A 15444-nucleotide genomic window follows, 5' to 3' on the forward strand; every position below is an offset into this window, starting at 1 on the left:
GTTATAAAACCTCGAAAGAGGTTTTATTCCTCTACTTTGTAATAAGTACCACCTGCATAAACATTGTGTCCAAAACCACAACCTGAAGCCCCATCATTCTGTTTCACTTCAATAAAATTGCCACGCTCAGGACTTATTTTAAAATTCAGATCAATTTTGCAGTCGTCGTATTTAAAAGTGGTCTGTTTTTTATTTACAGGCATGTGAGTGTCAAACTTGCCCATGTTGGGTCCATAAATCAGGCTGCGGATTCCCATATACAGCCCGGAATAAGCGATTTCATAGCGTCCATTACGCTTGTTGACCGTAATATGATCCCATTCGCCAAAGCCTGCGTAACTGACATATTCTCCTGATAAATCAGAAGCTGATTTTGCTTTAGGCAACTGCTTTAAATTGTACTGACTGGCTCTGGAAGTACTGTCTATTTCATACCAGGCTCGTGCCCAGCCAGGCTGGTTCATTCGGGCATAAGTCAGACCGACATTGTTACGGGCAACATCGAGCGCCTGATCTGAAAAACTCATGCCACTTTCATCTGAATTTGCTGTACAGAAATTTGACCATGCCAACTGAAATTTAAACTGTTCGAGTGCTTTTTTATACTGCTTCTGGTCGTACAGTTTTTTACCCAGTTTCGCCGCAGGTGCAATTTTCGAACAGTTCTGTTTAAGCTCCTGCTGGAAGGTGTTTTCTGCATGGCTGTGAGTCATCAACATTAAGCTGAGTATTGGAAATATTGTTTTTAAGGTGATTTTATTCATTTTCTGACTCAATTTGATAATAGATACCGGAAGAGTTTACACCGCCACCAAAGCCACAATCACTGTCATAACCTGTTTGTGTCACTTTGAGCTGATGCTGTTCAAACTGAATGGTGATGAAACATTCATGATCTGAAAACTCTGTATTTTTATAAACAGCAGTTTTTGAATTGAATGGCATTTCTGTATAAAACTCTCCCATATTAGGGGCACCCAAAACAGCAGTTTTAGGGTTAAAGGCATAGCCTTGAAAGCTAATATCATAGTGATTTTTATTTTGATCAACCGTAATCGTATTCCATCGACCATAACCTACATAGCCAATATATGTAGCATTGAGCTGTGAATTTCCCTCAGGAGGAGGTAAATTTTTTTATATTGTACTGGCTGATTTTAGACTCATCCGAGATTGAGAACCATGCGCGAGCCAGCATCGGTTTTCCCAGACTGGCATAAGTTAAACCTACATTGTTCTCAGCTGAAATAATGTCTTTTTCCGCAATTTTGATTCGAGTTTCTTCTTCAAAACTGCTGCACACTGAAGACCAGGTAACCTGATTTTCAAACTGCTGTAAGGCCAGGTTAAATTGCTTTTGATCAAAATATTGTTTTCCGTTTGTGGCATATTTTGAAATGCTGCGACATTCTTTATTGAGTATTTTATTTAAGTTTTTCTCAGAAAATTCATCATCTGCAATACAGTGTATAGGCAGGGCAAGGATGATTAAGAAAATTGTTTTTTTCATTTTTTTATTCTTAGTTTGCATAAATGTTTTTAAATCTACTCAAAATTTAACTGCATCAACACCAGATCTCGCCACTGACCAAATTTTTGACCGACCTGAGGCATATAACCTGTTTGCTTAAAACCCAGCTGTTCATGCAAATGAATCGAGCCAGTATTCTCATGATCAATCGCAGCGACCATGACATGAATGCCCTGTTGTTTGGCATGCCTGATCAGTTCAAGCATCAAGGCTTTGCCTAATCCCTGGCGTGCAAACTGTGGGTTAACATAGACCGCATGCTCAACTGTCTGATGGTAGCCATTAAAATTACGGAAACTGGAAAATTCTGCATATCCTGCGATCTGCTGTGAGGCGGACTCTACAGCAACAAACAGCGGAAAACTGTTTGTCTGCAGGTCATAAAACCACTGTTCATAATCCTGCAGTGATTTGGGCTGACTGTTCCATGTCGCCGTTCCTGTCATGATTTCAGTGTTGTAAATCTGCATAATCTGAGGCAGATCATCTTTTTGCGCAGCGCGGATCATAAAATTCATGAGTGTATGGACATGGAAAAGTGACATGCAATTGTAGCGCATTTACAGGAAACCAATCTGTATAAAACAGGCGGTAAGCTCAAGCAGCAGCGGGGCGGAGATGACAGAAATAAAAAAGCAGAACCGAAGTTCTGCCTGATCTGATGGATTCAGTGATCTATCAGAAATGGTATTTAACCAAAGCGCTGACGTTGTTTTCGTCTTTGCCTTTAACACCGAATTTGTTGTTCCATACGGAATGTTCAATACCGAGGTACAGACGTGTATCTGGAGAGATATGTTTACCTGCGTTCCATTTCCACTGTGTCGTCCAGTTCAGTTCGCTTGCATGCGCAACGTCATCTTTTTCAGCAGTTGACCAGTCCAGGAAACCATCAACAAGGAAGTCTTCAGAACCCAGTTTGAATGGCACACCATAAGTGATGGTCATCTGGTAGTCATCTTTCTGAATGTCATTGTTGGCACGGTAGAAATTGACACTTGCATACTGAGTGTATGGAATGTTCAGATCAAAGCCCACACCATAGAGGAAGTTGTCAAAATCGTTGCCGAAGTTGTCCTGGTTGCCTTCCCATGTAGTTGCGATCAGAACATCTTTAACAGGACCCGCTGTCAGTTTTTTACCAGTAATTTCGCCCAGGCTTAAACGAGGTGCAAGTTCAAAATAAGTGACATTGTTGTCATCTGAACCATGCATGCGATCCATAAAGAAGAATACATCTGCATATTTTACTTTAGCAGCATATTCAACAGTCAGTGTGGTCTGCTTTTCATCTACAACTTCATAGTTTTCACCATAAAGACCTGTCAGGCTGAAATCCTGCCAGACTGGAGCAGCCTGAGTGAATGCAGCAGTGGATGCAACTGTCAGAGCAACAGCAATTTGTGTAAGTTTCATTAAAAATCTCTCCCCCGAGAAAGCGTAGTAGAGGATACAGATAATCAGGCAAAAATAAAGCCAAAATTGACCGATGACATGAATCTTCACCAGTGAAAGACAGTCACAGCGAGTGGAAAAAAGAGGGGCAGGGTCGAAATTTTAAGAAAAAAATGAATAAAAACAGTTTTTTTGAGGGCACAAACAGACTGATATTTTCACACTTCTGACTGCTTGTAAATGTGTTGGGTTAAAACACGTAACTTTAGTATGACTTTATTAAAAAAAGATGAAATAGGGCTTGCATATTTTCATTTTAAGCACGATATTCGAAGTATAAGAACACGGTTCTGCAGACTGTTAAAGGTGTTCATCATTCAATATGGAGGGGAGCGTTTCAAACCCGTATGAAGATGTTACAGTGCTGAAAAATCAGCAGGTTATATGCGTGCCAAGATAAAGTTTTGCACTTAAGAAGATTCTGATACACAGAGGACGAGATTATATGAACATTGAAATCCGTACTGATAAAAACATTCAAAACAGCGACCGTTTAATTAGTTATGTACGTGCAGAACTAAACCAGGAATTCCAGCGTCACAGCGAACGGATCACCCATTTTTCAGTGCATTTCAGCGATGAAAATGGTGACAAAGGTGGCGATGATGATATCAAGTGTATGATCGAAGCCCGTCCGGCAGGACTGAAGCCAGTTGTGGTGACCCATCGGGCACATAATGTGGACACCGCTGTTCATGGTGCGATTGATCGTTTAAAACGCAGTCTTGAGCATACATTTGAGAAAAAAGAGAATCCACGTGGTGGGCAGCTTGAGTTTGCTGATGCAGATGCAGACATTGCAGATGTCGATGATTGATTTTCAGGTCTGACCTGAAACTGAAAAAAGCCCTGAGGGGCTTTTTTTTATTGACATAAAAAATCAGGTTGTCGCATATTTACACAGAACAAAGTCCATATTACTGGGCATAATAGACAAAAATATACAGAAGAGATTCCTCTCCATGCTAACAGCACAGCAACAGGTTCTGGTTCAGGCCATTGAAGAACTGAACGTCGCTCTTGTACAGCGCCTTCTTGCAGAAGGTCTTGACCCTGATTTTATTGATCCTGAAAAAGGACCTGCAATCTCTGTCTGGTCAGACGGTCTGTTCCAGTGGTGGGAGCAGGTCTGTGAAGCCTATGAAACAGGTGAGCCGCTTTCTGAAGATCAGAAACAGCAGTTACTGGCAGCACACATGGATATTCTGGAAGCACTTATTCAGGCAAAAGTGAACCTTCATCTGTGGGATACAGAGGAAGTTTATGGACCCCTCTGGGATGCAGCAAGCTCAGCATGTGTACCTGCGGTTAAACGTTTATTGGAGGCTCAGGTTGAGCCGAACAGTAAAGATGATGAAGGTCTGACCATTCTGTCGTCCATCAGTGATCTGTTTTTTGACTGTGAGTTTGACGAAATTAACTGGGCAGAATCATTGCCTGAAGAAAAGCAGACACTGGAACTGTTACGCAGTCATGGTGCAAAAATGACCAAAGAATTAACATAAATCAACGGGATATATTATGTCAGTTTTTAAATTTACTGGTGTGGTGATTGCCGCCGGTTTCAGCCTGAACGCTGTTGCAGCAGAATTTTCTTTTGACCGCCCTGGCGCAGGTATGGGAACAGGGATTACACCTGTAGGACAGCTTGCCTGGGAGCAGAGTATTCCCGCTGCCAGCTATAATGAAACTGTGACAGATGGTGAAAAGCAAAAAACAGTCACCCTCAATGGCGACATGCTGTTCCGTACCGGTCTGGCGAAAGACTTGGAGCTTCAGCTGGGCTGGCAGGGTCCGGGCTGGATCAAGACCAAAAGAGTAGGCAAGTCTGTAGAAGAAGATGGTCTGGGGGATGTCAGCATCGGGATCAAAAAAGCCATTGATCTTAAAGATGACAAACTCAGTATGGCTGTGCTGGCAGAAGCAATCATTGCAACAGGAAATGATGGTTTCACCAATGAAGATGATATTTACAGTCTGACTTCAGCGGTTTCCTATGATTACAGTGATCTGGTGACCACCTCGATTACAATGCGTTATGAAGCGCAGAACAGCGACTGGGCTGTTACGGCTGTACCAACCATTGAATATGCCATTACCGATAAACTATCCGGCTTTTCTGAGTTTGTATACCGTAAAGCTGAAAGCCAGGATTATGAATATGCTTTAGGTTCAGGGGTTGTTTATGCACTGAATGAGCGTACCCAGCTGGATGCCAGTATCGGTGTTGGTTTAAATAGTAATGATCGTGACTATCAGGCAGGCTTAGGTTTCTCATATCTGTTCTGATTCTGACCAATACAGGATTGGTACATCAAAGAGCAGTCTAAACTGCTCTTTTTTTATATCTGAGCACTGTAAATTCTATGCAAATAAAACTGATGTAAATGCAAGGGCAGGAGCACCTGTTCAATATTGCTGAAGTCTGACATTCGGATTAATGTATAAGCAGGAATCATCACTCAGGATTATTAAGATGATGCAGTTATATACAGGCAATAAAAATTACTCCAGCTGGTCTATGCGTGCATGGCTGATTCTGAAGCATTTCGAACTTCCATTTCAGGATCACTTCGTTGCTTTTGATGATTTCAGTGCAGATGGGCAGTTTAAACAGCAGCTGTCAAAGCTGAGTCCAGCAGGAAAAGTTCCCGTTTTACTGCATGATCAGCTGGCTGTCTGGGATACGCTTGCGATTGCAGAATATCTGGCAGAGCAGTTTCCACAAAAGCACTTATGGCCGCAGGATCGGTTACAAAGAGCCAGAGCCCGAACAGTGACCGCTGAAATGCACAGTGGTTTTATGCAGCTCAGAAGTCTGTGTCCGATGAATATTGAAGCTGATTTATCCGCTGTAGGTCAGCAGCTGTGGCAGCAGCATGTGGGTCTGCGACAGGATGTACAGCGTGTGGAACAGATCTGGTCAGAAGCGGATGGTTTTCTGTTTGGAGACTTCAGTATTGCTGATGCATTTTATGCACCTGTGGTGATGCGTCTGATGAGCTACCAACTGCCTGTGACTGAGTTGAGTCAGCAATACATGCAGAAAATACAGCATCTGCCTGTGGTCAGACAGTGGATGGATGCTGCAAAACGTGAACATTTGTTTGTAGAGGCAGATGAGCCTTACCGTACATCCGGCTGATAACTTCAGGAATGAATGTTTCTGGATCAGCAGTATTCAGATCGTATCCAGAAAAGCACTGTGGAAATATGAACAGACCTGATTACGCCCCTGAGCTTTTGCTTCATACAGTGCCTTATCTGCAAGATTCAGCAGTTTCATGGGTTTGATACCGGGTGCAGAAGCAGCAATACCGAAACTGGCTGTGATATGAATTGCTTCTTCATCATCACTGAACAGTACAATCTGTTCAATCGCCTGACGGCAGCGTTCTGCAATACGCTGAGCTTGCTGTTCAGAAGAATGATGCAGAATCAGAATGAATTCTTCACCACCAAAACGCCCGACAACATCACTTTCTCTGACATGTTTTGATAGTTCATCACTGACCAGAATCAGTGCTTCATCGCCTTTATGATGTCCAAAACGGTCGTTGATCAGCTTGAAATGATCCAGGTCGACCAGTACCACAGCATATACTGCGCTTTCCTTTTCATTGAGTACATCCAGCTGTTCCAGACATTCATTGATGCTTCGGCGGTTGCGTGTATTGGTCAGTGGGTCAACCTGACTCAAATGCTGAATCAGCTGCTCTCTGTGACGCCACTGGCTCAGAAGCGATTCGAACAGAAACAGACAGGTGCACAGAATTGGAATAATAAAAAACAGCATGGAAAGAATCCAGAAGCCGTTTGTGTAGCTGTAACCGCTCAGATGAAAAATGGGCGCATAAGTCATCACTCCCATATAGCTGAGATAGCCACAGCCTGCCAGAAAAATGGTTGCAGGAATAAAAGCACAGTAGACAAGCACTCTGGGGAGCAGCACCAGTCCAACTGTGACCAGACTGACATAGGAAATCATGGTCGCAGGACTGAGCACACCGATCAGATAACCGTCACGGCAGATGGATGCAACAAAAATACCGACCGAAATGTAAGGAAACCACTGCTGAACCCATTTTTTTTCAGCCCATAAACGGCAGGGAATGATCATCAGGGTAAAAAGAATCAGAAAGACAATATTGAGCTGAATCTGTTTTTTAATCAGCGCCAGGTCAACCCATTGCCATAACTCAGGATTCAGAATAATAGTGCCTTTCCAGATGACCCAGGTCAGGTGTACGCCTGCCGCAAGAATCAGCATCAGAATGCATTTATTCAGCGTGCCCCAGTTCATGACCGGACCACTTTCGAACAGACTCTCCACCATTTTTGTTTTTAATGAGGAGCTTTTAACCGATGAAAACAGTGCTTTCATTGTACCGACTGTACCCCTTATTCATCCTGAATTTTCTAATGTAAGTATGTTGCTTATATTAATTTTTTAATGTTGCTCAATAACATAGCATACTCTGCTGAATTTTGAACAGCAACAGTGCAGGATGGGGGAAAGTTGAAAAAACTGATTGTTTCAAAAATAGAATATTGTGTCTTGAATTGAGGGATTATCGCAATACTGCAATTTATATAGAATGCCATTATTGATAAAGCATTTTGGAAATAACATGAAAGTTCTACATATTGATTCGAGTATTCTGGGCGATGCATCTGTTTCACGTCAACTGAGTCAGGCGATTGTCAAACAGCTCCAGGCGGGTAACAGCACTGCTGAGGTGCAGTATCTTGATCTGGCACAGCAGGAAATTCCTCATCTGACTGCAGAAATTCTGATGGGACAGAATGCTGAGCAGTCAGCGCTGGGTGAAAAACTGATTCAGCAGTACCTGGATGCAGATGTGGTTGTAGTGGGTGCAGCCATGTATAACTTCGGTCTGTCATCTGCACTGAAAGCATGGATTGACCGTATTGCAGTTGCAGGCAAAACATTCAAATATACTGAAAATGGTGCTGTGGGTCTGGCGGGTGATAAAAAAGTGTATATCGCCAGCAGTCGTGGCGGTGTGTATGGCGACAACAGTCCGGCTGACTTTCAGGAAGGTCTGTTGAAAACTGTATTTGGTTTTACCGGTGTGACCGATATTCAGGTGGTTCGTGCTGAAGGAGTCAACATGGGTGATGAACTGAAAAGCAAAGCACTTTCAGATGCACTGGCACAGGTTCAGACTATCTGATACCCGTCTGTATACATAAAAAAGGTCAGCGTTTGCTGACCTTTTTTATGCGTTATGTTTCAGTCCGCATCACACTGATGTGCAAATTCGGCAATATCTGCCAGCGCACGTTCAGCCTCATCAAACCAGTGATGGAACATCTGAAAGTTATGCCACATGCCCGTGTAAAGCTTATAACTGACCTGTACACCCGCTTCGACCGCTTTCTTCTTAAAACGCTCGGCGTCATCCAGTAAAATTTCTTTAGAACCGATCTGCACCAGTGTCGGTGGAAGACCTTTGAAGTCATCAAATAAAGGCGAGACTTTAGGATCAGCTTTATCCATGCCGGCTGGAACATAGTAGGCAATACCTGCTTCCAGGGCTTCAGGTGAAAGCAGGGCATCATGTTTACGGTTATTACGGATGGAGTTTCCAGTCAGAGTCAGATCCAGAAAGGGAGACAGCAGCATCAGACCACTGACCTGTGGCATCTGTTCATCGCGGATTTTCAGGGTCAGTGCAAGTGCGAGGTTGGCACCACATGAATCTCCGGAAAGAATAATATCTTTTGACTGAATCCCCTGATCAATTAAAGTGCAGTAAACATCAAATAATGCATCGACTGCTTCCGGATAAGGATGTTCAGGTGAAAGAGGGTAGTCCACATGAATGACCTGCATTTGTGTACGCGCAGCAAGATCGCTCAGAAATGCCCGATGAGTATTTAATGAACCCAGGAAAAAAGCACCGCCATGAATATGCAGAATCAGCTGAGTTGATTCTTTCTGCGGTTTCAGCTCTTCTGCACGGATGCCGGAAAGTCGAAGGGCACGTACCTGAATATCTCTGTTCTGCGGGAAAATCCGACACATCTGTTCAAGTGCAAATCTGAGACTTCCGACAGGCAGAGTGAACTGACTGGGGGTACGGATGGCGGTCTTTAAAATACTTTCTGTAATAATTTGTTTCCACATGGGTGCGATCTTCATGTTTTTTCCATCTTGTTCTTTGTTTTATAGAATACGAGCATATTTACCAACACAACTTACAAGGTTACACTAAATGGTCACATTCAAAAATTGCAAAATTGTTGTGACTTTTTAATACTTAAAGTCGTCTACAACAGACCAGGGAAACAAACAAAAATGAAAAAAATTGCACTTGCATTAGGATTGCTCGGATTGACAGCTTTAGCTAATGCAGCAGACCCGCTGAATGGCACGGTCTGGAAAACGATTGACGATAAAACCAAGCAACCGAAAGCGGTTGTGAAGTTCACTGAACAGAAAAACGGTACGCTGACGGCCAGCATCCAGAACATTCTGACACCAGGTGAAGAAAACGCCTGTACCAAGTGTGAAGGACCTTATAACAATAAATCACTGAAAGGTTTAACGATTATTCATGGTCTGAAAAATACAGGCGGAACCAGTTATGGCAATGGTTCAATTCTTGATCCTCAGTCTGGTAAAACTTATAAGCTGAAAGGTGAACTTGCTTCTGGCGGTAAGAAACTTGAGCTGAGAGGTTATATCGGTGTTGCTGCTTTAGGTCGTAACCAGACCTGGATTCGTGCAAACTGATTGAGACAGACGCAGTCCATTAAAAAAAGCCCGAACAGATTCGGGCTTTTTTTGTTCAGCACACCAGCCATACTGATGTGCTGAAAACCATAAAAAAATTATGCGGATAATTTGCGGTAAGCAGCTTCGTCAAAGCCAACCAGCAGTCCCTGTTCAGTTTCAAGTACCGGTCGTTTAATCATGCTGCTGTGAGTCATCAGTGTTTCAATCAGTGCTGCTTCACTGGACAGTGCATGCTGCTGTTCCTGTTCGGTCAGTTTTTTCCATGTCGTTCCTTTTTTATTCAGAATAACATCCTGTCCGGCTTGCTCAAGCCACTTCTGCACGGATTCGGCATCTATACCCTGTTTTTTATAATCATGGAATTCGTAAGGCAGATTCAGTTCATTCAGCAGATCAAAGGCTTTTTTCATGGAGCTGCAGTTTTTAATGCCATAAATTTTCAGCATACATTTTCCTGTTTTCAGTATGGGCGCATGTCAGGGTAGCGTTTTTTGCTGAAAAGTACCATTCCGCATGACTGAAAATATTAATCTGAAAAAGTGTGAGGAATGTCATGAAAATGAAACCTGTCATGGTCAGAATGAAGGCTATAAAGAATGCTTCATAATTCAAATAACAGAATAATAAAAATTCAAGGGTAGCAGAAAAGAGAAAACCCGCATTTAATCATCCTGATCATGCGGGTCTCATTTCAACGTCCAATGTCACATCCTTGAGATTCACTGCAGGCAGTGTATCTTTTCATCCTACGGCTTCCAATCCTTTTGCTGTCATCCTGACAACCATCCCTGTGCCGTGCGACTATAATGCTCGTAATTGGACTGTAAAATAAGTGGCAAACGCGACAGCTTATGTAAGAGAAAACACATTATTCAGTAAACGCGTGTTCACTGAATAGTGTTCTGCGGTTCAGATTTTATAGTCAATAATGACCGGTGCATGGTCGCTGAACCAGCTGTCTTTATAGACCCAGGCATTGAGCGTGCGCTCTTTCCAGTCAGGTGAGCATGCCTGGTAGTCAATCCGCCAACCGACATTTTTGGCACGAGCCTGCCCCCGGTTGGACCACCACGAATACAGTTCAGCTTCTTTACGCACTTCCCTGAATGTATCGACATAGCCCAGTTCATCATAAATATGATCCAGCCACGCACGTTCATGTGGCAGACAGCCTGAAGATTTCTGATTGCCAGACCAGTTTTTGATATCTATACGCTTGTGAACAATATTGTAATCGCCGCAGACAATGATGGATTTATTTTCATCACGCCATTGTTTTAAAATTTTTGTATATTCTTCAAGAAAATGATCTTTACGTGCCTGTGCTTCATCACCGGATGATCCGGACGGCAGATAAAGTGAGCAGATGTGAGCGGTCTGACCCAGTCCCAGGTCAAATTCAGCACTGATGAAACGCCCCTGAGAATCTGCCAGCTCGAAGCCAAGTCCATCCGTGACTGAAACAAAAGGCAGTCGGCTGTAAATCGCGGTACCTGCATAACCTGGACGTTCCGCGGGAAACAGGTGGGTATACCATCCTTCAGGTTTGAATTTGTCAGTCCACTGAGCGTGTGTGATCCGGCTTTCCTGAATACAGATAACATCTGCTTCAGACTGTTCCATCCACTCAAGCAAACCTTTTGTGACAGATGATCGTAATCCGTTGACGTTAATTGACACGACTCTTAGAATTTTTTGATCACCTGGGTAGCTACTCTTTGGTATCATGCGCAGTCATAACCTCAATGTATGAATTCTGGAGCACCTCATGTCAACGCAAGCTCAATTTGATCCACAAGCTTTTATCGAACTCGCATTATCACGCGGTGTGCTTAAATTTGGTGAGTTTACTTTAAAATCGGGACGTGTGAGTCCTTATTTTTTTAATGCCGGTCTGTTGAATGATGGTGAAGCTTTGTCATTACTGGCTTCAGGCTATGCGGATAAGTTGACTCAGTGTAAAAATGTGGAAGTGATTTTTGGACCTGCCTACAAGGGTATCCCTTTTGTTGCAGCAACCGCTGTTGCACTTTCACAGAATCATGGTGTCAGTGTACCGTGGGGTTTTAACCGTAAGGAAGCAAAAGATCATGGCGAAGGCGGTGTGCTGGTTGGTGCTTCGGTTCATGGTCAGAAAGTCTGGATTATTGATGATGTTATCACTGCGGGAACAGCAATCCGTGAAGTGGTCACTGTACTGAAAAATGCAGGTGCAACCATTGCGGGTGTACTCGTTGCGCTGGATCGTCAGGAAAAAGGTCAGGGTGAACTGTCTGCAATTCAGGAAGTTCAGAAAGAACTGGAAATCCCAGTACATGCGCTGATTACCATGAAAGACCTGATGAATTATCTGGACGCAAAAGGTGAGAAGGATGCATTGGCGAAAATGGAAGCTTACCGCGTGAAATACGGTATTTAAACCCGTCCGTGAATATAAAAAGCAGTGTGGCTTTTTATATTCACGGTCAGCTGGATGGGGAAGTGCATTATCATGCTTTTTCTTGTGTTGTTGGTCTTTTGTGCGGTGGCAGGTTTTTTAACCCTGCAGCATCTTGATCGGAAACGGTGGCACAGATATCAGATTGAACGGGATATTTTTTTCCGTCTGAATCCGTTTGTGCTTCAAAATGATCCAGAGTGCAAAATGATGATTACTCTGAATAAAGCAACACAAAAGAAACTGCTGGGTGTGCTGATGTTGAAACAGCCAGGTCAGTCTGTGAACCGAACAGTTCAGATTCAGCGTGAGCCTGAGCAGAAAAATCAGCAGTTTATTGTGGCAGTGTATTTTCAGGATTTTAAAATAGGCGAACTTGAGCCGAAATACACCACCAGATTATGTCATAGCCTGGAAAAAACGGATTTTTATATTGGTCGTCCAGTGGAAATATCTGCAGAAATCAGCATTACTGAGGGCTTTTCCGGAGATGCCGGATGTCAGGTTCGACTGGGGTTGCCGAGAGATCCGGGTAGCATTGATCAGTTGATTATGGAACGGCAGAAAGTACAAAGCTGATTTTTAGATCGGGATAATGATCAGACAGATCATCATGATGCAAAAAACTGAACATAAAAATAATAGAACTGAGAGCAGGTTTTTTAACAAAACAGTGTCAAAAACATTTTATTAATGAAGAATAAAATCTTTAATCAGCATATTGATTTACCCCATGAGCGTTCAGCAGTTTTTCCTACAGACAGAATTATTTCAATTCATACTGTAAAACAATAAACAGATTCACTCACAGCTTTAAAATATAAATCTGAAATTTCGAACAGTTCTATACCGAAATTGAGAAAAAGAACCGACGAATCTCCGCTATACTCATTCAGAACGAAACTGAAAAAGAGCAGTGACTATGCGCGTACTTGTGGTGATGGATCCAATTGAAAATGTGAATCTTAAGAAAGATTCAACCATGGCAATGCTGTGGGCTGCATCACGCCGTGGGCATGAGCTTGGCTATGCACTGCAGCAGGATCTTTACATTGATCAGGGTAAGGCATACGGGCTGATCTCATCGCTGCAGGTTTTTGAAGATTACAACCATTATTACGAACTGGGTGAAAAGAAAAAAGAATCCATCGCGGCTTATGATGTTGTACTGATGCGTAAAGACCCGCCTTTTGATATGAATTTTGTCTATACGACCTATATTCTGGAGCAGGCAGAGCGTGAAGGTGCGTGGATTATCAATAAACCACAGAGTCTGCGTGACTGTAATGAAAAGTTGTTTGCAACACAGTTCCCACAGCTTCAGGTTCCAACCCTGGTGACATCACAGCAGAGCCTGATCCGTGAATTTATCCAGCAGCATGGTGATGTGATTGTTAAACCACTGGATGGAATGGGTGGAATGGGGATTTTCCGTCTTTCTGCCACAGGTGCAAATATTGGTTCCACCATTGAAATGCTGACCTCCATGGGCAGTGTTCCGATTATGGCACAGCGTTATATTCCGGAAATTGTGGATGGTGATAAGCGTATCCTGGTGATCAATGGTGAACCGGTTGCTTACTGTCTGGCGCGTATTCCTCAGAATGGTGAAGTACGTGGAAATCTGGCAGCAGGCGGTCTGGGTGAGGCACGTCCACTGACTGAAAATGACAAAGCCATTGCAGCTGAAGTGGGACCATTTTTAAGAGAAAAAGGTCTGATTTTTGTTGGGCTTGATGTGATTGGAAATTATGTCACAGAAATTAATGTCACCAGTCCGACCTGTATCCGTGAAATTGATACCCAGTTTGGAACTTCCATTGCAGATGATCTGTTTGATGTGCTGGAAGCCGGTTTAAAAGCCTGAACAGAAATGAAGAATCATGAGGAGCTTTTACAGTGCATTCTCATGATTTAAGTTTTTATGATTCTGATGGTTAAATTCACTGTCAGAATCACAGAATTGGTACAGATTTTCAGGGTTCTGTATGAATTAATAATAAAACTGGTTTAAACTGAGAAAGATGAGGGAAAAAACAATTAAACACCGGGCGAAATACAGTAATTAAACTTTAATGCCTTGTCGTTTGTGATTACAATTGTCAACTTATATATGAATTTTTATTGCCAGATCTGAATTGAAGAATTAGACCGTGACCAACCCACAGCAAACTAAGCCAAGACATGTCATGATGATGGCCGCAGGTACAGGCGGACATGTATTTCCTGCACTCGCTGTTGCCAAAGAACTGCAACAGCAGGGTTCAGAAGTTTCCTGGCTGGCGACTCCAGCAGGAATGGAAAACCGTCTTCTGAAAAATCATGATATTCCTGTGTATCAGATTGATATTCAGGGTGTGCGTGGTAATGGTGTACTCAGAAAACTGGCAGCACCATTTAAAATATTAAAAGCAACACTCAGCGCAATGCGCTATATGAAGCAGCTGAACGTGGATGCAGTTGCTGGATTCGGTGGTTATGTTGCAGGGCCTGGTGGTCTTGCAGCCCGAATCCTGGGGATTCCTGTGATTATTCATGAACAGAATGCAATCGCCGGTTTTACCAATACACAGTTGTCCAGAGTGGCAAAGACCGTCTGTCAGGCATTTCCAGGTGCTTTTCCTGATGGACCAAAAATTAATACGACGGGAAATCCTGTCCGTAAGGAAATTACTGAAATCCTGAATCCGTCATGGCGTTATCAGGAACGTGAAAAATCAGGTCAGCCACTTAAAGTGCTGATAGTGGGTGGCTCACTTGGGGCACAGGCACTGAATGAGCGTGTACCTGCTGCATTGAAACAGCTCCAGGTTCCTGTTTCAGTGTTTCATCAGTGCGGTCAGAATCAGGCAGAAACGACACTGGCGCGTTATGCAGATGCACCAGTGTCACTGAGTGTGGAAGTTCAGCCTTTTATTGATGATATGGCAAAAGCCTACAGTGAAGCGGATCTGATTATCTGTCGCGCCGGTGCTTTAACTGTGACAGAAATTGCGACAGCAGGTGTCGCTGCCATCTTTGTACCGTTACCGAGTGCTGTGGATGATCACCAGACGGCCAATGCAAAATTTCTGGCTGACACGGGTGCTGCAAAAATATCTCCGCAGGCAGATCTGACTTCAGAAAGTCTGGCTGCACTGCTGACTCCTCTTATGAACCGCCAGCTTTTATCTGAAATGGCAGCAAAGGCGCGTCAGAAAGCGCAGCCTGATGCAACCCTGCAAGTGGTTCGTTTAATTCAAGAATTGTAATCCG

19 protein-coding genes are annotated in these 15444 nt (G+C 43.2%); 10 read left to right on the forward strand and 9 right to left on the reverse strand.

The annotated features are described in order from the left end of the window. Positions 1-23 precede the first annotated feature (23 nt). The 5 genes from CDG61_RS01025 to CDG61_RS01045 form a co-directional block, all read right to left on the reverse strand. Positions 24-764, reverse strand: coding sequence for a hypothetical protein (locus CDG61_RS01025; RefSeq protein WP_087549732.1), 741 nt, complete (start codon positions 762-764; stop codon positions 24-26). Then, a complete protein-coding gene (locus CDG61_RS01030; protein ID WP_087549733.1) occupies positions 757-945 on the reverse strand; it encodes a hypothetical protein in 189 nt (62 codons plus the stop codon). Before CDG61_RS01030 ends, CDG61_RS01025 begins: the two co-directional genes overlap by 8 nt. 172 nt (positions 946-1117) lie before the next feature. Further along, positions 1118-1510: a hypothetical protein gene (locus CDG61_RS01035; protein ID WP_087549734.1), complete on the reverse strand. Its 393-nt coding sequence runs from the start codon at positions 1508-1510 to the stop codon at positions 1118-1120. A 35-nt stretch (positions 1511-1545) separates the two neighbouring features. Then, positions 1546-2049, reverse strand: coding sequence for a GNAT family N-acetyltransferase (locus CDG61_RS01040; RefSeq protein WP_087550005.1), 504 nt, complete (start codon positions 2047-2049; stop codon positions 1546-1548). Between the two features lie 160 nt (positions 2050-2209). Then, positions 2210-2947, reverse strand: coding sequence for an outer membrane protein OmpK (locus CDG61_RS01045; RefSeq protein ID WP_087549735.1), 738 nt, complete (start codon positions 2945-2947; stop codon positions 2210-2212). A 484-nt stretch (positions 2948-3431) separates the two neighbouring features. Here CDG61_RS01045 and CDG61_RS01050 point away from each other — a divergent pair, with 484 nt between their 5' ends. The 4 genes from CDG61_RS01050 to CDG61_RS01065 all read left to right on the forward strand — a co-directional run bounded on the left by CDG61_RS01050 (position 3432) and on the right by CDG61_RS01065 (position 6131). After that, positions 3432-3803 carry an HPF/RaiA family ribosome-associated protein gene (locus CDG61_RS01050; RefSeq protein WP_087512004.1) on the forward strand — a complete coding sequence of 124 codons (372 nt, stop codon included), beginning with the start codon at positions 3432-3434 and terminating at the stop codon, positions 3801-3803. Positions 3804-3948: 145 nt separating this feature from the next. Continuing rightward, complete coding sequence (locus tag CDG61_RS01055; protein ID WP_087512005.1) at positions 3949-4491, forward strand: ankyrin repeat domain-containing protein; 543 nt, start codon at positions 3949-3951, stop codon at positions 4489-4491. 16 nt (positions 4492-4507) lie between these two features. After that, the gene (locus CDG61_RS01060; RefSeq protein WP_087549736.1) at positions 4508-5275 is read left to right on the forward strand and encodes a transporter; all 768 of its coding nucleotides are present in this window, start codon (positions 4508-4510) and stop codon (positions 5273-5275) included. A 187-nt stretch (positions 5276-5462) separates the two neighbouring features. Further along, on the forward strand, positions 5463-6131 hold the full coding sequence (locus CDG61_RS01065; protein ID WP_171405561.1) for a glutathione S-transferase family protein: 669 nt from the start codon (positions 5463-5465) through the stop codon (positions 6129-6131). Positions 6132-6167: 36 nt separating this feature from the next. On the opposite strand, the gene CDG61_RS01070 is transcribed toward CDG61_RS01065, so the two are convergent. Beyond that, a complete protein-coding gene (locus tag CDG61_RS01070; protein WP_087549737.1) occupies positions 6168-7370 on the reverse strand; it encodes a GGDEF domain-containing protein in 1203 nt (400 codons plus the stop codon). Positions 7371-7617: 247 nt separating this feature from the next. On the opposite strand from CDG61_RS01070, the gene CDG61_RS01075 reads away from it, so the two are divergent. Next, positions 7618-8184 (forward strand): FMN-dependent NADH-azoreductase, encoded by a 567-nt coding sequence (locus CDG61_RS01075; protein ID WP_087549738.1) that lies wholly within the window; start codon positions 7618-7620, stop codon positions 8182-8184. Between the two features lie 59 nt (positions 8185-8243). Here CDG61_RS01075 and CDG61_RS01080 read toward each other — a convergent pair whose 3' ends face one another. Then, entirely contained in the window at positions 8244-9155 is a 912-nt protein-coding gene (locus CDG61_RS01080) for an alpha/beta hydrolase (protein WP_087549739.1), read from the reverse strand. A gap of 156 nt (positions 9156-9311) precedes the next feature. Here CDG61_RS01080 and CDG61_RS01085 point away from each other — a divergent pair, with 156 nt between their 5' ends. Beyond that, on the forward strand, positions 9312-9749 hold the full coding sequence (locus CDG61_RS01085; protein WP_087512010.1) for a DUF2147 domain-containing protein: 438 nt from the start codon (positions 9312-9314) through the stop codon (positions 9747-9749). A 98-nt stretch (positions 9750-9847) separates the two neighbouring features. Here the strand turns inward: CDG61_RS01085 and CDG61_RS01090 are convergent, their stop codons facing one another. Beyond that, positions 9848-10198, reverse strand: a complete 351-nt coding sequence (locus CDG61_RS01090) for a Spx/MgsR family RNA polymerase-binding regulatory protein (protein WP_087549740.1) — start codon at positions 10196-10198, stop codon at positions 9848-9850. Positions 10199-10661: 463 nt separating this feature from the next. Then, positions 10662-11480, reverse strand: a complete 819-nt coding sequence (locus tag CDG61_RS01095) for an exodeoxyribonuclease III (RefSeq protein WP_087549741.1) — start codon at positions 11478-11480, stop codon at positions 10662-10664. A gap of 40 nt (positions 11481-11520) precedes the next feature. Between CDG61_RS01095 and pyrE the strand changes: the two genes are divergently transcribed. The 4 genes from pyrE to murG all read left to right on the forward strand — a co-directional run bounded on the left by pyrE (position 11521) and on the right by murG (position 15440). Beyond that, on the forward strand, positions 11521-12171 hold the full coding sequence (pyrE, locus tag CDG61_RS01100; protein ID WP_087512013.1) for an orotate phosphoribosyltransferase: 651 nt from the start codon (positions 11521-11523) through the stop codon (positions 12169-12171). A 225-nt stretch (positions 12172-12396) separates the two neighbouring features. Next, positions 12397-12768: a hypothetical protein gene (locus CDG61_RS01105; protein ID WP_147387763.1), complete on the forward strand. Its 372-nt coding sequence runs from the start codon at positions 12397-12399 to the stop codon at positions 12766-12768. Positions 12769-13111: 343 nt separating this feature from the next. Continuing rightward, positions 13112-14056, forward strand: a complete 945-nt coding sequence (gshB, locus tag CDG61_RS01110; RefSeq protein WP_087549743.1) for a glutathione synthase — start codon at positions 13112-13114, stop codon at positions 14054-14056. Between the two features lie 286 nt (positions 14057-14342). After that, positions 14343-15440, forward strand: a complete 1098-nt coding sequence (murG, locus tag CDG61_RS01115; protein ID WP_087549744.1) for an undecaprenyldiphospho-muramoylpentapeptide beta-N-acetylglucosaminyltransferase — start codon at positions 14343-14345, stop codon at positions 15438-15440. The last annotated feature ends 4 nt before the right edge of the window (positions 15441-15444 follow it).

It is taken from the genome of Acinetobacter sp. WCHAc010052 (assembly GCF_002165295.2).
Classification (GTDB): domain Bacteria; phylum Pseudomonadota; class Gammaproteobacteria; order Pseudomonadales; family Moraxellaceae; genus Acinetobacter; species Acinetobacter chinensis.